At 42.7% G+C, this 23,189-nt stretch carries 22 protein-coding genes, 1 tRNA gene and 2 other annotated features; all 23 genes read right to left on the bottom strand.

Annotation, left to right across the window (positions count from 1 at the left end; translation table 11 throughout):
* Nucleotides 1-62: 62 nt before the first annotated feature.
* Nucleotides 63-2,129 carry an elongation factor G gene (gene fusA / locus EUAN_RS04765; protein WP_071062267.1) on the bottom strand — a complete coding sequence of 689 codons (2,067 nt, stop codon included), beginning with the start codon at nt 2,127-2,129 and terminating at the stop codon, nt 63-65.
* 62 nt (nt 2,130-2,191) lie between these two features.
* Nucleotides 2,192-2,662, bottom strand: coding sequence for a 30S ribosomal protein S7 (gene rpsG, locus EUAN_RS04760; protein WP_071062265.1), 471 nt, complete (start codon nt 2,660-2,662; stop codon nt 2,192-2,194).
* Nucleotides 2,663-2,808: 146 nt separating this feature from the next.
* On the bottom strand, nt 2,809-3,225 hold the full coding sequence (gene rpsL / locus EUAN_RS04755; protein WP_071062263.1) for a 30S ribosomal protein S12: 417 nt from the start codon (nt 3,223-3,225) through the stop codon (nt 2,809-2,811).
* Nucleotides 3,226-3,250: 25 nt separating this feature from the next.
* Nucleotides 3,251-3,493: a ribosomal L7Ae/L30e/S12e/Gadd45 family protein gene (locus EUAN_RS04750; RefSeq protein WP_071062261.1), complete on the bottom strand. Its 243-nt coding sequence runs from the start codon at nt 3,491-3,493 to the stop codon at nt 3,251-3,253.
* A gap of 102 nt (nt 3,494-3,595) precedes the next feature.
* Nucleotides 3,596-7,141: a DNA-directed RNA polymerase subunit beta' gene (rpoC, locus tag EUAN_RS04745; protein WP_071062259.1), complete on the bottom strand. Its 3,546-nt coding sequence runs from the start codon at nt 7,139-7,141 to the stop codon at nt 3,596-3,598.
* Nucleotides 7,142-7,188: 47 nt separating this feature from the next.
* Nucleotides 7,189-10,908: a DNA-directed RNA polymerase subunit beta gene (rpoB, locus tag EUAN_RS04740; RefSeq protein WP_071062257.1), complete on the bottom strand. Its 3,720-nt coding sequence runs from the start codon at nt 10,906-10,908 to the stop codon at nt 7,189-7,191.
* 244 nt (nt 10,909-11,152) lie between these two features.
* The gene (gene rplL, locus EUAN_RS04735; protein ID WP_071062255.1) at nt 11,153-11,521 is read right to left on the bottom strand and encodes a 50S ribosomal protein L7/L12; all 369 of its coding nucleotides are present in this window, start codon (nt 11,519-11,521) and stop codon (nt 11,153-11,155) included.
* 53 nt (nt 11,522-11,574) lie between these two features.
* Nucleotides 11,575-12,081, bottom strand: coding sequence for a 50S ribosomal protein L10 (gene rplJ, locus EUAN_RS04730; protein ID WP_071062253.1), 507 nt, complete (start codon nt 12,079-12,081; stop codon nt 11,575-11,577).
* Between the two features lie 20 nt (nt 12,082-12,101).
* Nucleotides 12,102-12,230: a sequence feature (ribosomal protein L10 leader region), on the bottom strand.
* Nucleotides 12,231-12,273: 43 nt separating this feature from the next.
* Nucleotides 12,274-12,972, bottom strand: a complete 699-nt coding sequence (gene rplA, locus EUAN_RS04725) for a 50S ribosomal protein L1 (protein WP_071062251.1) — start codon at nt 12,970-12,972, stop codon at nt 12,274-12,276.
* Nucleotides 12,973-13,030: 58 nt separating this feature from the next.
* Entirely contained in the window at nt 13,031-13,456 is a 426-nt protein-coding gene (gene rplK, locus EUAN_RS04720) for a 50S ribosomal protein L11 (RefSeq protein ID WP_071062249.1), read from the bottom strand.
* 70 nt (nt 13,457-13,526) lie between these two features.
* Entirely contained in the window at nt 13,527-14,057 is a 531-nt protein-coding gene (gene nusG / locus EUAN_RS04715; protein ID WP_071062247.1) for a transcription termination/antitermination protein NusG, read from the bottom strand.
* 39 nt (nt 14,058-14,096) lie between these two features.
* Entirely contained in the window at nt 14,097-14,303 is a 207-nt protein-coding gene (gene secE / locus EUAN_RS04710; RefSeq protein ID WP_071062245.1) for a preprotein translocase subunit SecE, read from the bottom strand.
* A gap of 26 nt (nt 14,304-14,329) precedes the next feature.
* The gene (gene rpmG / locus EUAN_RS04705; RefSeq protein WP_071062243.1) at nt 14,330-14,479 is read right to left on the bottom strand and encodes a 50S ribosomal protein L33; all 150 of its coding nucleotides are present in this window, start codon (nt 14,477-14,479) and stop codon (nt 14,330-14,332) included.
* Nucleotides 14,480-14,682: 203 nt separating this feature from the next.
* On the bottom strand, nt 14,683-15,876 hold the full coding sequence (gene tuf, locus EUAN_RS04700) for an elongation factor Tu (RefSeq protein ID WP_071062241.1): 1,194 nt from the start codon (nt 15,874-15,876) through the stop codon (nt 14,683-14,685).
* A 105-nt stretch (nt 15,877-15,981) separates the two neighbouring features.
* A tRNA-Thr gene (locus tag EUAN_RS04695) sits at nt 15,982-16,057 on the bottom strand.
* 54 nt (nt 16,058-16,111) lie between these two features.
* Nucleotides 16,112-16,756 carry an RNA polymerase sporulation sigma factor SigH gene (gene sigH / locus EUAN_RS04690; protein WP_071062239.1) on the bottom strand — a complete coding sequence of 215 codons (645 nt, stop codon included), beginning with the start codon at nt 16,754-16,756 and terminating at the stop codon, nt 16,112-16,114.
* 50 nt (nt 16,757-16,806) lie between these two features.
* Nucleotides 16,807-17,331: an NYN domain-containing protein gene (locus EUAN_RS04685; RefSeq protein WP_071062237.1), complete on the bottom strand. Its 525-nt coding sequence runs from the start codon at nt 17,329-17,331 to the stop codon at nt 16,807-16,809.
* 2 nt (nt 17,332-17,333) lie between these two features.
* Nucleotides 17,334-18,074 carry a 23S rRNA (guanosine(2251)-2'-O)-methyltransferase RlmB gene (gene rlmB / locus EUAN_RS04680; protein WP_071062235.1) on the bottom strand — a complete coding sequence of 247 codons (741 nt, stop codon included), beginning with the start codon at nt 18,072-18,074 and terminating at the stop codon, nt 17,334-17,336.
* A complete protein-coding gene (gene thyX / locus EUAN_RS04675) occupies nt 18,067-18,855 on the bottom strand; it encodes an FAD-dependent thymidylate synthase (protein ID WP_071062233.1) in 789 nt (262 codons plus the stop codon). Before thyX ends, rlmB begins: the two co-directional genes overlap by 8 nt.
* Nucleotides 18,852-19,274: a Mini-ribonuclease 3 gene (locus EUAN_RS04670; RefSeq protein WP_071062696.1), complete on the bottom strand. Its 423-nt coding sequence runs from the start codon at nt 19,272-19,274 to the stop codon at nt 18,852-18,854. Before EUAN_RS04670 ends, thyX begins: the two co-directional genes overlap by 4 nt.
* Before the next feature lie 11 nt (nt 19,275-19,285).
* Nucleotides 19,286-20,683, bottom strand: coding sequence for a cysteine--tRNA ligase (cysS, locus tag EUAN_RS04665; RefSeq protein ID WP_071062231.1), 1,398 nt, complete (start codon nt 20,681-20,683; stop codon nt 19,286-19,288).
* Entirely contained in the window at nt 20,670-21,473 is an 804-nt protein-coding gene (gene cysE, locus EUAN_RS04660) for a serine O-acetyltransferase (protein WP_281182080.1), read from the bottom strand. Before cysE ends, cysS begins: the two co-directional genes overlap by 14 nt.
* Nucleotides 21,447-21,649: a binding site (T-box leader), on the bottom strand. (Overlaps the previous gene by 27 nt.)
* Nucleotides 21,646-23,121: a glutamate--tRNA ligase gene (gene gltX / locus EUAN_RS04655; protein WP_071062227.1), complete on the bottom strand. Its 1,476-nt coding sequence runs from the start codon at nt 23,119-23,121 to the stop codon at nt 21,646-21,648. It overlaps the preceding feature by 4 nt.
* Nucleotides 23,122-23,189 lie beyond the last annotated feature (68 nt).

Genomic DNA, 23,189 nt, shown 5'->3' with positions numbered 1-23,189 from the left:
TCCTCTTAACTTGAATAGTTATATATACTTTAGCCCACAGACGTGAGCTAAAGTGAATTTATCTATTTTTTCTCTATTTTCTCAGCTATGCTGTTAGGAACCGCTTCATAGTGGTCGAATTCCATCGCATATTGTCCACGTCCCTGAGTGTTTGAACGAAGGTCTGTAGCGTATCCGAACATCTCTGACAGTGGCACGAATGCGTTTACTATCTGAGCTCCTGATCTTGACTCCATTCCCTCTACCCTACCTCTTCTCGAGTTAAGGTCTCCTATTACGTCTCCCATGTACTCCTCTGGGATAGTAACTTCAACCTTCATGTAAGGCTCAAGTATAACTGGGCTCGCCTTCTTCATAGCATCCTTGAACGCCATAGATCCAGCTATCTTAAACGCCATCTCCGAAGAGTCGACATCGTGGTAAGATCCATCGTATAGCTCTACCTTGAAGTCTAGAACTGGATATCCAGCTATAACTCCACTTTCAGCAGCTTCCTTTATACCGTTGTCTACTGAAGGTATATATTCTCTAGGTATAGCTCCTCCAGTAACAGCGTTAACGAACTCGTAACCTGCTCCTGGCTCTTGTGGGAACATTCTGATCTTAACATGTCCGTACTGTCCACGTCCACCAGACTGTCTTGCGTACTTACAGTCAACTTCCACATTCTTAGTGATTGTCTCTTTGTAAGCAACTTGTGGATTTCCTACGTTAGCTTCCACGTTGAACTCTCTAAGAAGTCTATCTACGATAACCTCTAGGTGAAGCTCTCCCATTCCAGCTATTATAGTCTGTCCAGTTTCTTGATCTGTGTAAGTTCTGAAAGTTGGGTCTTCCTCTGCAAGCTTTGCAAGTCCCATACCCATCTTGTCTTGTCCAGCTTTAGTCTTAGGCTCTATAGCTATAGATATAACTGGCTCTGGGAACTCCATAGACTCAAGTATTATAGGTGCTGACTCCGCACAAAGAGTGTCTCCAGTAGTAGTGTCTTTAAGACCTACTGCTGCTGCGATGTCTCCAGAGTAAACTGTAGATATCTCTTCTCTCTTGTTGGCGTGCATCTGTAGGATACGTCCTACTCTCTCTTTTTTACCTTTAGTAGAGTTAAGTACGTATGATCCTGAATCTAGTGTTCCAGAGTAAACTCTGAAGAATCCTAGTTTTCCTACATAAGGGTCTGTCATTATCTTGAAAGCTAGTGCTGCGAAAGGTGCTTCGTCAGAAGATTCTCTAACGTCTTTTTCTTCGCTTCCTGGCTTAGTTCCCTCTACTGGAGGTATGTCTAGTGGAGATGGCATGTACTCAACTACAGCGTCTAGTAGCGCCTGAACTCCCTTGTTCTTGTAAGCTGATCCACAAAGTACTGGTACTATCGAAAGAGCTATTGTAGCCTTTCTTATAGCAGTCTTAAGTTCAGCATTGCTTATTTCTTCACCTTCAAGGTATTTCTCCATAAGCTCTTCATCTTGCTCTGCAACTGCTTCAAGAAGCTTTTCTCTATACTCTTCAGCCTTGTCTTTAAGTTCAGCAGGTATTTCTGTTACTTCTACCTCTTGTCCTAGGTCGTCTTTGAATATAGTTGCGTTCATCTCTATAAGGTCTACAAAACCTATATGCTCACTCTCTTCTCCAACTGGAAGTTGAACTGGCACAGCGTTTGCTCTAAGTCTATCTACCATAGTTTGAATAGAGTTTAGGAAGTTAGCTCCTGTAGCGTCCATCTTGTTTATGAAGGCTATTCTAGGTACTCCGTACTTGTCTGCCTGTCTCCAAACTGTCTCAGATTGAGGCTGAACCCCACTCTTAGCATCGAAAACAGCAACTGTACCGTCAAGCACACGAAGTGATCTCTCAACCTCGACTGTAAAGTCCACGTGTCCTGGTGTATCTATTATGTTGATTCTGTGGTTTTTCCACTGTGCAGTTGTAGCTGCTGAAGTTATTGTTATTCCTCTTTCTTGCTCTTGCTCCATCCAGTCCATCTGAGATGCTCCCTCATGGGTCTCACCTATCTTGTGGGTTCTTCCTGTATAGAACAGTATTCTCTCTGTAGTAGTAGTCTTACCAGCATCTATATGAGCCATGATACCGATATTTCTAGTTTTTTCTAATGAAAATTCTCTAGCCACAGTAGTCCTCCTCTCGAAATTGCCTTCTATTTAAAAAGCGTAATTTAGGAACTAGCCCTAAATTACCATCTGTAATGTGCAAACGCCTTGTTGGCTTCTGCCATTTTGTGTGTTTCTTCTTTTTTCTTAACACTAGCTCCTGAATCGTTAGCTGCATCCATGATTTCCTTAGCTAGTCTCTCTACCATGGTCTTCTCGCCTCTTTTTCTTGTGTATCCCACAAGCCATCTAAGTCCTATTGTCTGTCTTCTCTCTGGTCTAACTTCTATAGGCACCTGATAGTTAGCTCCTCCAACACGTCTTGCCTTTACTTCTAGTACTGGCATTATGTTGTTTAAAGCCTTGTAAAACACCTCTAGGGCGTCTTCTCCTGTTTGCTCCTTAACGTAGTCAAATGCACCATAGACTATTTTTTGAGCTTTACCTTTTTTACCATCTAGCATTACTTGATTTATCAATTTAGTTATAACTCTGTCCTTGTATATAGGATCTGGCATAACTTCTCTTTTAGAAACATGTCCTTTTCTTGGCACGCTACTTCCCTCCTTAATTAAAAAATTAAATCATAGGTACTCGACTTATACCTTTTGTCGTAGTGCTGTTTATATCTATATATAAACAGTTTTATCTGTCATATATTTATACGACAGATAAGACTGTACACTCCGAACGTTTTGTATTAGTTACTCTTTGGCTTCTTAGTACCGTATTTTGATCTTGACTGCATTCTCTTATCTACACCAGCTGTGTCTAGAGTTCCTCTTACTATATGGTATCTAACTCCTGGTAAGTCTTTAACTCTTCCACCTCTTATAAGCACAACACTGTGCTCCTGTAGGTTATGTCCTATTCCAGGAATGTAAGCAGAAACCTCTAATCCGTTAGTCAATCTAACCCTTGCTATTTTTCTAAGCGCCGAGTTAGGTTTCTTAGGTGTTACTGTCTTAACAGCAGTACAAACCCCTCTCTTCTGTGGAGAGTTAGTTTTAGTGTACTTCTTCTTTAAAGTGTTGTAGTTAACTCCTAAGTGTGCAGATTTAGATTTGTAAGTTACCTTTTCTCTACCTTTTCTTACTAATTGGCTGATAGTTGGCATCAAAGCACCTCCTTCCAAATTTTTGTTATTTCAATAAAGCAGCGGATGCCGCTTTAACGTCAATCCCACAAGTTTTACCCAGTTCCACCATAGTAGATACGTATTTGATTTTCACTTCTCTATCTTTACATATCGCCACGAGTTCACTGATGACCTTTTCTTCTGTGTCCTTAGCCAGTAGTACTAGCTCAGCTTTCCCAGAAGAAACAGCTCTTTTTACTTGCTTTGTTCCAACTACTATATCTTTGTCTTTGAAGCCCTGTAACATAAAGTATTCCTCCCTACATATCTAGAAGATTGCACATGTGCAATCCCCTAGTATCTTTTAAGAGTTGAATATACTTTTTTTACACACTAGAGAATTATATCACTAGTTAAGTTCAGTGTCAACCGATATATCGTCTGTGTTTTCTAATTCTTCTGACTCTAGAAGTTCTTCTTCCTCAGTGTTTAGAGCTATATTCTTGTACCTCTTCATGCCTGTTCCAGCCGGAATCAGTTTACCTAAGAGGACATTCTCTTTAAGGCCTATTAGCTTGTCTGTCTTGCCCTTTATTGCAGCTTCCGTCAAGACTCTAGTAGTCTCCTGGAAAGATGCAGCCGAAAGGAACGACTCTGTGGCAAGAGATGCCTTAGTTATACCTAGAAGCGCTCTCTCCGCTGTAGCAGGCTCTTCACCAGCTTCTAGCGCTTTTCTGTTCGCTTCCTCAAACTCAAATACATTTACAAGACTTCCTGAAAGTAGACTAGTGTCTCCAGAGTCTTCTATCTTGACCTTGTTCAACATCTGTCTAACTATTACTTCGACGTGCTTGTCGTTTATGTCAACCCCTTGAAGTCTGTAAACTCTCTGAACCTCTTTTACTATATAGCTCTGGACTCCAAGTATGCCCTTAACTCTTAGGATATCGTGTGGGTTTACAGATCCCTCTGTGATCTCATCTCCAGCTTCTATAAAGTCTCCTTCTTGAACCTTGATTCTAGATCCATAGACTATACTGTAGACTTTAGATTCACCGTCTTCTCCAGTGACTATAACCTCTCTCTTTCTCTTGCTCTCTTTTATAGAGACCTTACCGTCTATATCGGATATTACAGCAAGACCCTTAGGTTTTCTAGCCTCAAAAAGCTCCTCAACCCTTGGAAGACCTTGTGTTATATCGGCTCCAGCAACTCCACCAGTGTGGAAAGTTCTCATGGTAAGCTGTGTTCCTGGCTCACCTATGGACTGTGCTGCTATTATTCCAACAGCTTCTCCTATGTTTACAGAGCTTCCTGTTGCAAGGTTTCTTCCATAGCATTTAGCACATACTCCATGTCTAGTTTTACACTTGAATACGTTTCTGATATGAACCTCTTCTATTCCAGCAGCTATTATCTTGTCAGCTATATCTTCAGTTATAAGCTCATTTTTCTTGATAATGATTTCTCCTGTTTCAGGATTCAATACGTCTTCAAAGCTGTATCTTCCCTCTATTCTGTCCCATAGAGACTCTATAACTTCTTTTCCATCTTTGAAAGCTCTTGCAAGAGTTCCCTCTTCTGTTCCACAGCACTCTTCTCTGACTATAACGTCCTGGCTTACGTCTACAAGTCTTCTAGTCAAGTAACCAGAGTCTGCAGTTCTAAGCGCAGTGTCGGCAAGTCCTTTACGAGATCCGTGAGTTGAAGTAAAGAACTCTAGAACTGTAAGCCCTTCACGGAAGTTAGCCCTTATAGGCTGCTCTACAGTCATACCAGAGGCATTCGCCATAAGACCCCTCATACCGCCAAGCTGTCTTATCTGGTTCTTACTTCCCCTCGCTCCTGAATGAGCCATGATGAATATATTGTTAAGGCTGTCTAGGTTGTTCATTAGCACATCTGTAACTTTATCTGTAGTCTTAGTCCAGACGTCTATTACCCTCTCATATCTCTCATCGTTAGATATAAGACCTCTTCTATATGCCTTCTCGTATTTGTCTACAAGCTCTTCTGCTTCTTTTATAAGTGCTGGCTTCTCGTCTGGAACAACTATGTCCTCTATACTTACAGTCACGGCTCCTTTAGTCGAGAATTTGAACCCTTTTTCCTTTATCTTGTCCAGTACTTCTGCTGTTATAGTGTTTCCATGCCTTCTGTAGCACTTGTCCACTATTTTGCCTAGCATTTTCTTGTCCACAAGTGTGTCTACCTCTAGAGAGTATTTGTCTTTCTCTCTGTCTACAAATCCAAGATCTTGAGGAATAGATTCGTTGAATATAAACCTTCCAACAGTACTCTCCACAAGTTTCGTCTCACCATCTGCAAACTTGATTCTGACTTTTACCCTTGCATGAAGTGAAACAGCCTTGTTCTGGTAGGCCATAAGCATCTCTTCAAAGTCTTTGAACATCATTCCTTCGCCCTTGACTCCACTCTGCTCTACAGTCAGGTAGTAGCTTCCTAGTACCATATCCTGAGTAGGTGTAGTTATCGGCCTTCCGTCTTTCGGAGCCAGTATGTTGTTCGAAGAAAGCATTAGGAACCTAGCCTCTGCCTGCGCCTCTGTTGAAAGTGGAACGTGTACAGCCATTTGGTCACCATCGAAGTCAGCATTGTAAGCAGTACATACAAGTGGATGCAGCTTTATAGCCTTTCCTTCAACTAGTATAGGCTCGAATGCCTGTATTCCAAGTCTGTGAAGCGTAGGTGCACGGTTAAGAAGTACAGGATGCTCTCTTATGACTTCTTCTAGCACATCCCAAACCATAGGCTTGACTTTCTCCACCATTCTCTTGGCGCTCTTTATATTGTGTGCATGACCGTCTTTTACAAGTCTCTTCATTACGAAAGGCTTGAAAAGCTCTAGCGCCATAGTCTTTGGAAGTCCACATTGGTAGAACTTAAGCTCTGGTCCTACGACTATAACAGAACGTCCTGAGTAGTCAACCCTTTTACCAAGCAGGTTCTGTCTGAATCTTCCTTGCTTTCCTTTTAGCATGTCAGAAAGCGACTTGAGCGGCCTGTTTCCAGGTCCAGTTACAGGTCTTCCTCTTCTTCCATTGTCTATAAGGGCATCTACAGCCTCTTGAAGCATTCTCTTTTCGTTTCTGACGATTATGTCAGGAGCTCCAAGGTCTAGAAGCCTCTTAAGTCTGTTGTTTCTGTTTATTACCCTTCTGTAAAGGTCATTCAGGTCAGACGTCGCAAATCTTCCTCCGTCTAGTTGTACCATAGGTCTAAGATCCGGCGGAATTACAGGTATGGCATCCATAACCATCCACTCCGGCTTATTTCCCGAGGCCTTGAAAGCCTCTACAACTTCCAGCCTTCTGACTATTCTTATCTTTTTCTGACCTGAGCTGTCTTTAAGCTGAAGCTTTAGGTCTTTAGATTCCTTCTCGAGGTCTATATTCGCCAGAAGCTCTCTTACAGCCTCCGCTCCCATAGACGCCTTGAAGGCATTTCCGTACTTCTCATAAGCTTCCCTGTACTCTCTCTCTGTCATTATATCTTTTTCCGAAAGAGGTGTGTTCCCAGGGTCTGTAACTATATAGGACGCAAAGTAAAGCACTTTCTCCAGTATCCTAGGAGACATATTGAGTATCAGACCCATTCTACTAGGTATACCTTTAAAGTACCATATATGAGATACAGGGGCAGCCAGCTCTATATGCCCCATTCTCTCTCTTCTCACTTTAGATTTTGTGACTTCAACTCCACATCTGTCACATACTACACCCTTATATCTAACTCTTTTATACTTTCCACAGTGACACTCCCAGTCCTTAGTAGGCCCAAATATCTTTTCACAGAAAAGTCCTTCTTTTTCAGGCTTTAGCGTTCTGTAGTTTATAGTTTCCGGTTTCTTTACCTCTCCATTAGACCACTGTCTTATCTTCTCTGGAGAAGCCAATCCTATTTTAATTGAATCAAAATTTTCTAATTCAAACAAGGGGCTCTCTCTCCCTTCTATAATATAGTTTGTAATTTAAAGACATTTTATTCGAAGTCTTCTTCAAACAGATCGTCCTTAAGTATACTCTCTCCATCTATATCTTCATCTTCAATATCCAGTTCTTCTTCTAGATCTTCTTCAGACTCTATAGTCGAAGTGCTTGCAAGCTCTTCTTTTTCACTTTCGTGGTAGTTCTTCATTCCCTCAGGCTCTAGCTCTACCGAAAGCTCTTCTATTTCATCATCAACTAGCTCTTTGAATTCTATCTCTTTTTCTCCATCAGAAAGAACCTTTATGTCAAGTGCAAGACTCTGAAGCTCTTTTATAAGAACCTTAAATGACTCAGGTATGCCTGGCTCAGGTATGCTCTCGCCTTTGACTATTGATTCGTAAGTCTTTACACGTCCGACTACGTCGTCCGACTTAACTGTCAATATCTCCTGAAGTGTATGAGCAGCACCATAAGCCTCTAGTGCCCAAACCTCCATCTCTCCGAATCTCTGTCCACCAAACTGAGCTTTTCCTCCAAGTGGCTGCTGAGTTACAAGAGAGTAAGGTCCTGTAGATCTAGCGTGTATCTTGTCGTCTACAAGGTGGTGAAGCTTAAGCATGTACATGTAACCCACTGTAACAGGGTTATCGAACGACTCTCCGCTTCTACCGTCTCTAAGGTCTATCTTTCCGCTTTCAGGAAGCCCTACATCTTTAAGGGCGTCTTTTATGTCGTCCTCGTTTGCCCCGTCAAATACAGGCGTAGCTACCATCCATCCGGCTTTCTTAGCCGCAAGTCCTAAGTGGACCTCCAGCACCTGTCCGATATTCATACGCGAAGGAACTCCCAGCGGGTTAAGCACTACGTCAAGCGGCTGTCCATCTGGAAGGAACGGCATGTCTTCCTCTGGAAGTATCCTAGAGATGACACCCTTGTTTCCGTGTCTACCACACATCTTGTCTCCAACGTTTATCTTACGCTTTGTAGCTATATAAACCCTTACAAGCTGAGTGACTCCTGGAGAAAGTTCGTCTCCATTCTCCCTTGTAAAGACTCTTACATCCACTATTATTCCCTTTTCTCCATGTGGAACTCTAAGGGAAGTATCTCTGACTTCTCTAGCTTTTTCTCCGAATATGGCTCTAAGCAGTCTCTCCTCGGCTGTAAGCTCTGTCTCTCCTTTAGGAGTTACTTTACCAACTAGTATGTCGTTGGCTTCAACCTCTGCTCCGATTCTTATGATTCCTCTCTCGTCTAGGTTCTTCAGAGATTCCTCTCCTACATTAGGGATGTCTCTAGTTATCTCTTCTGGTCCTAGCTTCGTATCTCTCGCCTCTGACTCGTACTCTTCTATATGCACTGAAGTCAGAACGTCCTCTTTTACAAGTCTCTCGTTCAGAAGTATGGCGTCCTCGTAGTTGTAACCTTCCCAAGTCATAAAAGCTATCATGAGGTTCTTTCCAAGCGCTATCTCTCCCTGGTCTGTAGAAGGTCCGTCTGCTAGGGGCTGTCCCTTTTCAACTTTCTCATTCTTAGACACTATAGGTCTTTGATTTACGCAAGTTCCCTGGTTTGAACGCTTGAATTTAAGAAGCTTGTACTTGTCTAGCGTACCATCTTCATCTCTCTTTACATGAACTTCGCTTGAAGTGACTCTCGACACTGTTCCCGAGTGTTTACATATCACAACTGATCCAGAGTCCTTTGCAGCTTTGTACTCTATTCCTGTTCCTATTATAGGGGCCTCTGTCTTTAGAAGCGGCACTGCCTGCCTCTGCATGTTAGATCCCATCAGCGCTCTGTTGGCGTCGTCATTCTCAAGGAAAGGTATCATGGCTGTACCTACTGACACTATCTGCTTAGGTGAAACGTCCATGTAGTCTATCTCTTCTCTAGGCACAACGTCAACTGCACCATATCTAGCTCTCGCTATCATTCTCTCGCTTACAAATTTACCATTCTCGTCTAGTATCTCATTTGACTGGGCTACTATAAACAAGTCCTCTAAATCTGCTGTCAAGTACTCTATCTCGTTTGTAACTACTCCAGTCCCTCTCTCCACTTTTCTGAAAGGAACCTCTATAAATCCGTAGTCGTTTAGCTTTGCATACGTAGTAAGGGAAGTTATAAGACCTATATTCGGTCCCTCTGGAGTCTCTATAGGACACATTCTTCCGTAGTGCGAGTGGTGAACGTCTCTTACTTCGAATCCAGCTCTATCTCTACTAAGTCCACCTGGTCCTAGTGAAGACATCCTTCTCTTGTTTGTAAGCTCTGCAAGTGGATTCGTCTGATCCATGAACTGCGAAAGCTGACTGCTTCCGAAGAATTCCTTTATGGCCGCAGAAACAGGTCTTATGTTTACAAGTGTCTGAGGAGTTACAACTTCTATGTCTTGTATAGTCATTCTCTCTCTGACTACTCTCTCCATTCTTGAAAGACCTATTCTGAATTGGTTCTGTAATAGTTCTCCTACTGAACGAACCCTTCTGTTTCCTAGGTGATCTATATCGTCTACAACTCCTACTCCTGCAAACAGGTTGAACTCATAGTTTACAGACGCAATCATATCTGAAACAGTTATGTGCTTAGGGGAAAGCTCCCTTATTCTGTCTTTTATAGCTTCTCTAATCGAGTCTTCATCGCTGTTCTCTTCCATTATCTCTTTCATAATAGGATAGTAGACTTTTTCTCTAAGCCCCATCTCTTTTATGTCGAATGGAATGTCAAAAGCGCTAGGCTCCACAAAGTGGTTTCCTATGACTATGACTTCTATGTCACTTTCATTTAAAACCTTTACTTCATTTATGCCCGCGTTCTCTATAGCTCTCGCTTGATCTCTGTTTATCTTTTCGTTTTTGTCAACTATTATCTCCCCAGTTTCTGGATTGAATATAACTTCTGATGACTTTTTGTTCATTATTCTAGCACTAAGTGCAAGCTTTTTATTGAATTTATATCTACCGACTCTGGCTAAATCATATCTCTTAGGGTCAAAGAAGAGCGACTCAAATAAGCTCTTGGCACTGTCTAAAGTAGGAGGTTCTCCCGGTCTGAGTCTCTTGTATATTTCTATTAGAGCTTCCTCTTGCGTCTTGGTGCTGTCTTTTTCTAATGTCTTCAACAGCTGCTCGCTCTCACCTACAAGTTCTACCATAGAGCTGTTTGTCTCATGTCCTAACGCTCTAAGGAATATAGTAATAGGCAGCTTTCTAGTTCTATCGACCCTTACATATACTATGTCGTTAGAGTCTGTCTCATACTCAAGCCAAGCTCCTCTATTTGGTATTACCGTAGAAGAAAACAGGCTTTTCCCAGTCTTATCTAGCTCTTCCGAGTAGTATACACTAGGAGATCTAACAAGCTGACTTACTATTACCCTCTCAGCTCCATTGATTATGAAGGTTCCCTTTTCAGTCATAAGAGGAAGGTCTCCCATAAATACCTCTTGCTCTTTGACTTCTCCAGTCTCCTTGTTTATAAGTCTTATCTTCACCTTTAACGGTGACGCATAGTTTACATCTCTTTCTTTAGACTCTTCTTCGTCATATTTAGATTCATCACCTACTGAATAGTCTACAAATTCAAGTATCAGATTACCCGTGTAGTCCCTTATAGGCGAGATATCGTCAAATACTTCTTTAAGTCCTTCTTTCAAAAACCATTCATATGACTTTTTTTGAATTTCCACCAAATCTGGAAGTTCCAAAACCTCATCTATCTTAGAATAACTCATACGAACCCGTTTTCCTACTGAAACAGGATGCACCATTTAATTCACCCCTTATAAAAACTATTAATCAAGATTTGGAAATCTTGGATTTTGATCAGTCAAAATCGTCTCTTTTACATCATACTATCTTATCATAACTATGTAAAGCTGTCAATCAATTAAGCAGCGTTGCGCAGAGACCTAGCTTCGACTCTTACTTCGATTTTTAGACTAAAAAAACAAGAAAGGTTTCTCTCCTTTGAGCGAAACCTTTCTTGTCCTAAACGTGATTCAGCTTTTAAAACTACTTAAGTTCTACTGTAGCTCCTACTTCGCTTAGCTTAGCCTTTATTTCTTCTGCTTCTTCTTTAGACGCAGCGTCTTTTAGTGTCTTAGGAGCTCCGTCAACTATTTCTTTAGCTTCCTTAAGTCCTAGTCCAGTTAACTCTCTAACTACTTTTATAACTTTTATCTTCTCTGCTCCAGCGCTTGCAAGTACAACCTCGAACTCAGATTTCTCTTCTGCTGCTGCTCCACCTGCCACTGCTCCACCTGCTACCATAACTGGTGCTGATGCTGATACTCCAAATTTCTCTTCTGCCGCTTTAACTAGTTCGTTTAGCTCAAGAACTTTCATTTCCTCTATAGCTTCTAATATTTGCTCTATAGTCATTATATGACACCTCCGAATTTTTTTAGTTTACATTTAATAATATAATTTTTCTACTACGCTGTTTGCTCTTCTTTCTGCTTTGCAATCGCATCAAGTAAGTAAACAAAGTTAGACATTGGAGCCTTAAGGCTTCCAAGAAGTTTCGCGATAAGCTCTTCTCTTGAAGGTATCTTAGATAGCTCTTCAAGTCCAGCTGCATCGTAGAACTCTCCCTCGATATATCCCATCTTGAACTCTAGGTTTGGATGAGTTTTAGCGAAGTCGCTTACAACTTTAGCTGGTATTACAGCGTCGTCGTAGCTTATTGCAAAAGCGTTAGTTCCAACAAGTTTCTCATCGTTGAATTCTTCCATCTTGTTGATTTGGCTTGCTGCTCTTCTAACCATAGTGTTTTTATAAACTTTATAATCAACTCCAGCTTCTCTAAACTTGTTTCTAAGCTCAGTAACTTCCTCAACTGTAAGTCCCCTATAGTCAACAACTACACAAGATGTAGCCTTGTCAAGTTTTTCTGCTATCTCTGAAACTAAACCTTGCTTTATTTCAATAGCTTTTGACATATAGTCACCTCCTCATTTTTGTTTCAAAATCAAAAGCCTTTGCATATCCGTACAGACACGCAAAGGCTTGAAGTTTCCCTCTTTTAAACCCTCGGCAGGATGTTTAAACGCTTAGTCCCTGCTGTCTACGGAATGTATTCTCTTTTGACTTTAAAAGTTTAACACGCTCTACGAGCTTTGTCAACTGTTTTATTAGTCCATTAACTTCTGAGCGTTAAGCTTTATTCCAGGCCCCATAGTGCTTGAAACTACAACGCTTCTAAGGTATTTTCCTTTTGCAGCTGATGGCTTAGCTTTTATAACAGCGTCCATTAGTGCATCGAAGTTTTCCTTCAGTTTCTCTGTTCCAAACGAAGCTTTTCCGAAAGAAACGTGAACTATACCAGCTTTGTCAACTCTATATTCAACTTTACCAGCCTTTATATCGTCAACAGCTTTTTTAACTTCGAAAGTTACTGTTCCTGACTTAGGGTTTGGCATTAGACCTTTAGGTCCTAGCACTCTACCTATTCTTCCTACAACACCCATCATGTCTGGAGTTGCAACAACAACGTCAAATCCGAACCAGTTTTCTTTCTGTATCTTCTCTACTAGTTCCTCTGCTCCTACGAAGTCAGCTCCAGCAGCCTCAGCTTCTTTAGCTTTTTCTCCTTTTGCAAATACTAGTACTTTCTTGTCTTTTCCTGTTCCGTTAGGAAGAACAACTGCTCCTCTTACCTGCTGGTCAGCATGTCTAGGATCTACACCTAGTTTTATAGATAGCTCTATAGACTCGTCAAACTTAGCTTTAGCTGTCTTTTGAACTAGCTCTAGAGCTTCGTCAGCCCCGTATAAATTTTCCTTGTCTACAAGCTTAGATATCTCTTGAAATCTTTTACCTTTTTTAGCCATTTTAATTTAACCTCCTCTGTGGTATTAACGGTTGTTTTTTACCTCCCACTGCTTAAAACTACTCTTCTACAGTTATTCCCATGCTTCTAGCTGTACCAGCTACCATGCTCATTGCAGCTTCAACACTGCTAGCATTTAGGTCTGGCATCTTAACTTCTGCTATCTCTTTAACTTTCTCTTTTGATATAGTTCCAACCTTAGTCTTGTTTGGAACTCCTGATCCTGACTCTATTCCTATTGCCTTCTTTAGAAGTATAGCAACTGGTGGAGTTTTTGTTATGAACGAGAACGATCTATCCTGATAAACAGTTAGCACTACCGGTATTATCATACCTGCTTGATCTGCTGTCTTCGCATTGAATTCCTTTGTGAATTGCATTATATTAACACCGTGTGGTCCTAGTGCAGTACCTACCGGTGGTGCTGGAGTAGCCTTTCCAGCTGGAATTTGTAGTTTAACTAAAGCAATAACTTTTTTTGCCATTTTATTGCACCTCCTTGTTTTTCTCACTAAATCTATATTATATAAAGCCTTAATAAGCTTTTAGACGTTATTAGTATATCTTTTCGAATTGTTCAAAGTCCAATTCCACAAGAGTGTCTCTTCCGAACATAGATACGAAAGCTTTTACTTTTCTCTTTTCGCTGTCTATTTCCTCTATTACACCTTCTAGGTTTTCGAAAGGTCCCGACTTAACTCTTATAGTCTCTCCCTCTATAACATCTACTTGCGGCAGCTTCTCCTGCACTCCAAGATTTCTCACTTCTTCTTCACTAAGCGGAATAGGTTTCGATCCTGGTCCTACAAAACCTGTAACTCCTCTAGTGTTTCTGACGAGATACCAAGATTCATCTGTCATAATCATATTCACTAGGACATATCCTGGAAACATTTTTCTTTCTTTTGTCTTCTGCTTGCCACTCTTATTTTCTGTGTATTCTTCAGTCGGCACTTTCACACTGAAAATAATATCTTGCATTCCTCTGTTTTCAACCAATTTTTCCAAATTGGCCTTAACTTTGTTTTCGTGACCAGAGTAAGTGTGTACTACGTACCATTTCCCTTTGTCTGATAGTTCTGTCATAATTTAAGAGACCCTAAGGTCCTACCTCCTTCACTGTTATTACCCTAACACAAGCGATAATAAACGATGTAGTCCTGTATCTATAAGCCATACTAGTAAAGAAACTACAAAGGAAACTGCAATAACCATTACTGTATACTTTATTATGTTCTCCCTAGTTGGCCAAGTTATCTTTTTAAACTCTGACTTGATACCTTTGAGGAATCCTGATTTAGCTCCTCTATCTGTGTTGGTTTGGGCCGACATCTAGTTTCACATCCTTATAGTTTGTATTACTTCGTTTCCTTGTGAAGCGTGTGTGTTTTACAGAATTTGCAGTACTTTTGCATCTCTATTCTGTCAGGATTATTTTTTTTGTTCTTCATAGTATCGTAATTTCTCTGCTTACACTCAGTACAAGCTAAAGTTACTTTTGATCTCACTGTGACACCTCCTAATGTACCTATAGTTCCATGTATAAGTAATTCTAAATAGGGCCAAAACAACCCGAATCTTTTTTTATCATACCACTTTATATAAACTATCACAGTTTAAAAACCGTGTCAATGTTTTTTTGACCCATTGAAGGTTTATACCTAAAAGAAAAACTAGGCGGTATCCACCTAGTTTAATCTCAGTTATTCAATTAAGCTATTACGTCAGTAACAACTCCTGCTCCAACTGTTCTTCCACCTTCTCTGATCGCGAACTTAAGTCCTTTTTCCATCGCTATCGGTGTGATTAGCTCGATCTCGAATGTTGCGTTGTCTCCTGGCATTACCATCTCTACGCCTTCCTCAAGCTTGATCGATCCTGTTACGTCTGTTGTTCTGAAGTAGAACTGTGGTCTGTATCCGTCGAAGAATGGTGTGTGTCTTCCTCCCTCTTCTTTTGTAAGTACGTATACTTCACCTAGGAACTTTGTATGTGGTGTTATGCTTCCTGGCTTAGCTAGTACTTGTCCTCTCTCTATCTCGTCTCTCTGTACTCCTCTTAGTAGGGCTCCTATGTTGTCTCCAGCTTGTGCCTCGTCTAGTAGCTTTCTGAACATCTCTATTCCTGTACATACTACTGTTCTTGACTCGTCTGCTAGTCCTACTATCTCTATGTTGTCTTGTACGTGTAGTACTCCTCTTTCAACTCTTCCTGTTGCAACTGTTCCTCTTCCTGTGATAGAGAATACGTCCTCTACTGGCATTAGGAAGTCTAGGTCTGTAGCTCTCTCTGGTGTTGGGATTGTCTCGTCTACTGCTGCCATTAGTTCAAGTATCTTCTCTCCCCATGGGCCTTCTGGATCTTCTATTGCCTTAAGCGCTGATCCTACTACTATTGGTGTGTTGTCTCCGTCAAACTCGTACTCGTTTAGTAGCTCTCTTACTTCCATCTCTACTAGCTCGATTAGCTCTTCGTCGTCTACCATGTCTGCTTTGTTTAGGAATACTACTAGCTTAGGTACTCCTACCTGTCTTGATAGAAGGATATGCTCTCTTGTCTGTGGCATCGGTCCGTCCGCTGCCGAACATACTAGGATCGCTCCGTCCATCTGTGCTGCTCCTGTGATCATGTTCTTTACGTAGTCAGCATGCCCTGGGCAGTCCACGTGTGCGTAGTGTCTGTTCTCTGTCTCGTACTCTACGTGAGATGTGTTTATTGTGATTCCTCTTTCTCTTTCCTCTGGTGCCTTGTCTATATTGTCGTATGAAACTCCTTCTCCTGTTCCATACTTCTTGTTAAGAACCATTGTGATCGCCGCTGTAAGTGTTGTCTTACCGTGGTCTACGTGTCCTATTGTTCCTATGTTTACGTGTGGCTTATTTCTTTCAAATTTTGCTTTTCCCATTCTTCTTTTCCTCCTCGGATAGTGATTTGTAATAAAGACCATCTGCCTACTGTTTCAGAAAAGATGGTCTCTATTCTATAAGAATTTACTATTTATATTCTTTTTTGGAGCCTATGACCGGATTTGAACCAGCGACCCCTTGCTTACCATGCAAGTGCTCTACCTACTGAGCTACACAGGCATCATCTACCCCATATTCTACTATCTCCCACCCTATATGTCAATAACATAAAAACTAAGTTTTCAGTTTTGATTCCATATAGTTCTGGGCTTTTATTCTAGCTCTTTGAAGGGCATTGTCGATTGACTTTTCGCCTTTCCCCAGTATTTCAGACATCTCAGCATAGGGAACACCTCTCATATGGAGCGAGAACACGTTCCGCTCTAGTCTTGAAAGCGACTTCTTCATGGCTTCACGAAATTCCATTCGCTGTTCTCGGTTTATATATATCCACTCTGGATCTCCAGCTTCGCCCTCGGATATCATATTCGAGAGGTTCCAGTTTGACCCGCTGTCGTACAGCGCTTTGTCTGTCGACAGATAGGTATTCATCGGCATATGTTTCTGTCTATTCTGAGCGCTCACAGCGGTCATTATATGCCTTGTGATACATATCTCTGCAAAGAACTTAAAAGAAGTGGATTTCTCAGGGTCATAGTCTAGCACGGCTCTGTAAAGCCCCATCCGCCCCTCCTGAAATACATCTTCTTTCTCAGCTCCGTTTAAAAAATACTTTCTGGCCTTAGCCCTTACAAAGTACTCATACTTTTTCATCAGGTAACCTAAGCTCAAAGCGTCGCCTCGCTTGGCTTCCTCTAAAAGCTCTTCATCCTCTAGTGCATCGTAAAGACTTGTTGCATTTTTTAACTCTCCGCACACATTCCCCACCCTCCCCCTAAATGCCTTATACCCTTAGGGGTGGGATTAAATCATTCCTCGCAGTTGAGTCGCTTCCACTCTTCAAGCCTTTTCACCAGCTTTTCATCCAGTCTCCCTATGACAAGATTGTTGGGCCTGTTTATTTCTCTTGACTTCTGGGCTATATGCCTCTTGTTGTCCTCGATTTCTAGCTTTAACTCTCTAGCAGATATTCTGGTCCCGCCCCGTCCCAGCACGACCTGTTGCTCTACCCAGTCTGAGGTGGCAACTCTAACTCTCTTGATCTTACCTATGCGGTCAAGCGTCTTCTCTATATATATGTCTGCCGTCTCGTGTTCTTTTGTATAGACAATTTCTATTCCCTTTATCTTCTCTACTTTCCGCAAGCCGTTCTTCACCATATGGGCGTCAAAGACTATTACCACCACCGTCTTTGTATATACGTGGTACTCCACCATTATGTCTATAAGCCTGTTTCTGGCTGTATCTAGATCCATGGCGCTGAGTTTCTTTAGTTCTTCCCAGCAGTTTATGATATTATATCCGTCCACAAACAGATACTCTTTCCCATTCATATCTACCCTCTTCTCTGTTTTACTACTTCATATATCACTATAGACGAAGCCACAGAGGCGTTTAGCGAAGATATCTTGCCCGACATAGGTATTTTTACAAGCGCGTCGCATTTCTCTTTTGTGAGCCTGCTCATTCCCTTGCCTTCGCTCCCTACGACAAGTGCAATAGGCCCCTTCAGGTTCATGTCATAGTAGTACTCTCCGTCCATATCAGCTCCGTATATCCAAACACCTCTGGACTTTAGCTCGTCTATAGTGGCTGCCAAATTTGTGACCTTGACTATGTTCATATACTCAACCGCTCCGGCAGAAGTCTTTAGCACAGTGGAGTTTACACTTGCAGACCTTCTCTTGGGTATTATCACACCGTGAACCCCTGCACACTCGGCAGTTCTGACTATGGCCCCGAAGTTGTGCACATCCTCTATCCCGTCGAGTATCAGTATAAACGGGTCTTCGCCTCTTTCTGATGCTGTTTCGAAAATATCTTCAAGCTCCTTGTATTTGTAAGGAGATACAAGCGCAACAACACCTTGATGGGATTTGCCCTCTGTCATCTCGTCTAGCTTCGAACGGTCCACATGCTCTATCTGTATCTTCTTGTCTTTGGCCATTCCAAGTATCTTGTTCACGGAACCCTTGTTCTCTCCTTTGGATACGAACAGCTTCTCTACCGACCTCTCCTCAGATTTTAGCGCCTCTATAACAGGATTTCTTCCCTCTACCAGGTCATTTCTATCCATTCCGAATCTCTCCCTTTAAGTTTTTAAAATACTCTCTGACTTCCGAAATCTTTCCGCATGTCATTCTGCCTTCGGGACATGGGCCATTTGCACATCCCGGCCCTGCATTTTTGAAGATCTCAGGCGAGACTTCAAGCACAAGCACAAGCATCTGTATTGCCAGCTCCTTTATCTCCCACTGGGCCCTGTTGCAGCACCTGTGTTTAAAGAAGTTCAAAAGGCTCCTTGCGTTCATAGTCGCCACAACTTTGGTTTCACAGGCATTCGGAAAAACATACCTCGCATCCTCTATGCTCTTTTTTTCCGCGGCCCTGCCGGCCTCCGCCTCGTCCATTCCAGACTCTACAAGCTCTCTTCTGCTCTCGCTGTAGAGCGCTTCAAATATCTCGTCGTAGCTCTTTTGAGACATCTCCATAGCCTCTATAAACTTCGCCTTGGCCTCTTGGTTCTTCTCCACGCTTGGAGGCATTATATATTCAAACTGCTCAAGCTTTACATAGCGCTGCGACTGCTGAGAGTATGAAGCTATTCTGTGCCTCACAAGCTGGTGGGTTAATGACCTGCTGACGCCCTCTATCCCGAAAGTGTAGCTTATATGCTCCAGGGGAGACTCGTGCCCAAGCTCCAGCAACTTGTCTATGAAGTTCTCCACATCTCCTCTGCTCTGCTTTTCCAGTATGTCGGCTATCCCCGATGGAGAGTAGCAGAGCTTGGCGGCCGAAGCCACCAGCTCTTCCCCTCTAGGCGTATAGCTCAGTAGTTCCACTTTTAGCTTTTTCAATTTATCACTCCACCTTCCAGTACGTCAGAAAAAAACTCCATTATCCTGTCCTCTCGCTTCAGCAGATACAGGTATCCCACTAGCGCTTCAAAGCCAGTTGCATATTTGTAGTCCTGGACTTTGGCATTTTTAGGTACCGTGCCAGACTTGGCGTTTCTGCCTCTTTTGAGTATGCTCATCTCTTCCTCTGTGAGTTTAGGCTCTAGCATATGAGCTATCTTGGCCTGCGCTTCAGCTTTCACGTACTTTGTGGACTCTTTGTGAAGCTTGTGCATAGATCCACCAAAGTGCTCTAAGAGGTACTCCCTTATCATTATCTCATAGACAGCGTCGCCTATATAGGCGAGTCTAAGAGGCGACATCATGCGCACTTCCGACTCGCTCCAGTCTCTAAATAATCCGCCTTCTTTTTTTCCCATATCCATATCGCTTAGACTCTCCTCCACTTTACGCCGTGCGGAGTGTCTTCAAGCACTATCCCATCGTTTAAAAGCTCGTCTCTTATCCTGTCGGCAGTGGCGAAGTCTTTTTCCGCTCTAGCCTTGTTTCTCTGCTCTATAAGCTTCTCTATTTCACCTTCGAGGCTCTCTTTTTCCATGCGGAATATGCCTATAACTTCTCCAAGCTCGCATAGAGTCGACTTCACTTCCTCTAAAGCCTTTCTAGAGCTATTTTCATCTAAGCTGGTGTTTATGACCTTCACCATCTCGAATATGGCCGAGATGGCGTCTGCCGTATTTATGTCGTCTTCCATGCTCTGCTCGAACTCTACTCTGTACTTCTCCACCTCAGCTAGGGCCTCTGCGTCTTTCTCGGAGATTTCAGACCCTTTAGCAGACTCCAGCAGCTCCTCTAGTCTCTCTTTCGACTTGTAGATTCTCTCAAGCCCTCTCTTGGCCTGCTCCATATTGTCTCTGCTGAAGTTTATAGGCTTTCTGTAGTGAGCTGTGAGCAAGAAGAACCTGAGTATCTCAAGATGGAATTCCTCGGATATCTCCCTTACTGTGAAGAAATTGCCCTTCGACTTGGACATCTTCTCGTTGTTCACGTTTATCATCCCGTTGTGAAGCCAGTAGTTTGCGAACGGCTTCCCTGTTAGACTTTCGCTCTGCGCTATCTCGTTTTCGTGGTGTGGAAACTGAAGGTCCTCTCCACCGGCGTGTATGTCCATAGTCTCTCCAAGGTATTTCTGGGACATCACAGAGCACTCTATATGCCAGCCCGGTCTTCCAAGCCCCCAAGGGCTCTCCCATGCTGGCTCACCGACCTTGGCCTTTTTCCAGAGCGCAAAGTCGGCAGGGCTCTTCTTTATATCGCTCACAGAAACTCTGGCCCCCGTGATAAGGTCTTCCAGCTTTTTCTTGGACAGCTTTCCGTAGTCCTCCACCTTGGCCACTTCGAAGTACACATCTCCATGGCTCTCGTATGCGTATCCCTTTTCTATAAGCGCTTTGACATACTCTACGATGTCGTCTATATGCTCTGTAGCCTTTGGATGCTTTGTGTCCTCCTCGTTTACATTCAGTGCTCTCGAGTCCTTTAGATACTCCTCTATATACCTTTCAGCCAGCTCACTCACTGTGGTGTTTTCCTCTTTGGCCTTATTTATCAACTTGTCGTCTATGTCTGTGAAGTTGACTACGTAGTTCACCTTCTGCCCCTTGTAGTTCAAATATCTTCTGAGCGTGTCGAACACTACAAGCGGCCTTGCATTCCCAACATGTATATAGTTGTATACTGTAGGCCCGCAAACGTACATCTTTATCTCGTCGCTGTCTATCGGAACAAACTCCTCTTTCGCTCTTTTTATGGAATTATAAAGTTTCATCCTCTTCACCCTTTCCCTTCTTCTCTATTTCAAGCTTCTCTTCCAATGCCTCTATCCTCTTTACAAGGTTTTCAAACTGCCTTGCTACAGGGTCTGGCAGTCCCACTTGGTCAAGGTCTATGTCCTTCATTATCTCTTTCAAGCAGTCTTCTTTTTTCACAGCTTTGCCACTCTCTTCAACATTCACTCTCTTGTTGTCTTTCACCACTATCCTTCCAGGCACCCCCACTACAGTACAGTTAGGCGGTACTTCCTTGAGCACTACAGATCCTGCCCCTATTTTGGAGTTAGCCCCTACAGTGAATGGCCCTAGCACTTTGGCTCCGCTGCTTATAACCACGTTTTCCATTATGGTAGGGTGCCTCTTGCCAGTGTCCTTTCCAGTTCCTCCAAGCGTTACACCCTGGTATATGGTGACATCGTCTCCGACTTCGGCCGTCTCTCCAATCACAACTCCTGTACCATGGTCTATAAATACCCTTCTTCCTATTGTAGCACCAGGATGTATCTCTATCCCTGTAAAAAACCTGGAGATATTTGATATTATTCTAGACAGCAGAAACACCCTGTGCTTGTAAAGCCAATGTGTAAGTCTGTGGTTCCAGATTGCATGAAGCCCAGGATAGCATAGAAATGCCTCTACGTTGCTTCTCACTGCTGGATCCCTCTGCCTTATAGCTCTTATGTCTTCTACAACTCCTCTAAACATAATTTCCTCCTCGCTCTTGATTTCAAATACAAAAAACCGCCTCTGTATAGAATATACAGAGACGGCTTCCCGCGGTTCCACTCTGGTTGAGATTTCTCTCCACTCCGATCTTTAACGCAGATATACGTCTCTTCCTACTCTGTTCAAAAGAGAGACTCCAAGGTGCATTTCACACAGCTTTCCGCCAAGGTCCTTTCAGCCTAGAGACCTCTCTCTTTTGCTTTTAGCTGCGCTACTCTCCTCTTCAATGTCTTTATTTCAATTTTGATTTAACCACTTCTATCCTCTTCAGGAGGTTTTCCTTCCCTATTACAAGCATTATCTTGTCAAGGTCAGGTCCGTGCTGCTGTCCTGTTATGGCTATTCTTATAGGCATAAAGAGATTCTTGCCCTTTACCCCTGTCTTTTTCTGTAGTGCTTTCATGATTCCCTTAGAGAACTCTTCATCTATTTCGTCTATGGCTGAAAGCTCCTCTTCGAGCGCCGCCAGTATCTCTATGATCTGGCTCTCTTTTATAGTCTGCTCCGCCTCTTCAGTCTCGAACTCTATATTGTTCTCGAATACGAACTTGGCTTTCTCAGATATCTCAGCCACTGTAGACACTCTGTCTTTCAGTATTGCAACTAGGGCTTTTATCCAGTCGTATCTGTTCTCCACGTCTGCGCTGTCTATCTCTCCACTCTCGATCAAGTATGGAATTGCAAGCTCTGTAAGTCTGTCCAGATCGGCCTCTCTTATATAATGTCCGTTTACCCAGTCCAGCTTCTGCTTGTCGAAAACTCCTCCTGCATTTGAAACCCTGTCAAAAGAGAACTCAGATACAAGCTCTTCCATGGTGAAGAACTCATTGTTGCTCTCCGGGCTCCAGCCTATAAGTGCAAGGTAGTTTACAAGCGCCTCAGGAAGGTATCCCTTGGACTTGAAGTCCTCTACAGCCACGTCACCATGACGCTTACTCAGCTTTTTCTTCTCACTGTTGAGAACCGTAGGCAGGTGCACAAACTCCGGTGCGTCCCATCCGAAAGCCTTGAACAGGTATACATGCTTAGGAGCTGAAGGCAGCCATTCCTCTCCTCTCACTACATGTGTTATCTTCATAAGATAGTCGTCTACGACTACTGCCATATGATAAGTCGGGAATCCGTCAGACTTCATAAGCACCTGGTCGTCTAGATCCTTGGTGTTCATGGTTATAGTCCCTCTTATAAGATCGTGGAAAGTTATGTCCTCGTTCTCAGGAAGCTTAAGTCTTATTACATACTCTTCTCCAGCCTCTATTCTAGACTTGACCTCTTCTGCGCTTAAATCTCTGCAGTGTCCGTCATATCCAAGCATCATCTGCTTGCTCTTCTGTTCTTCTCTTATGGCTTCGAGCCTTTCCTTACTACAGAAGCAGTAGTAAGCATCTCCACTCTCTAGAAGCTTGTCCATATACTCTCTGTATATATGAAGTCTCTCTGATTGAACGTAAGGGCCGTACTCCCCTCTTTCAACCATCTTTCCGTCCTCTATAAAAACACCTTCATCATGCCCGATTCCTGCCCATTCCATAGCCTTTACGAGGTTCTCTATAGAGTCGTCTACAAATCTAGTTCTGTCTGTATCTTCGACTCTCAGTATGAACTTACCTCCGTTTTGCTTGGCGAATAGGTAGTCGTAAAGTGCAGTTCTCAGTCCTCCTATATGCAAGTAGCCCGTAGGACTCGGTGCAAATCTCACTCTAACCATTCCATATGCCTCCTGTTTTCTATCTCTTTTTTCAGTTCATTATACAGTATATACGCTAAAAAATAAAG

Source organism: Andreesenia angusta, assembly GCF_001855385.1.
Lineage (GTDB): Bacteria > Bacillota > Clostridia > Tissierellales > Gottschalkiaceae > Andreesenia > Andreesenia angusta.
Note: the sequence above shows the minus strand (reverse complement) of the source record. Positions and strands in the feature narration are given on the sequence as shown.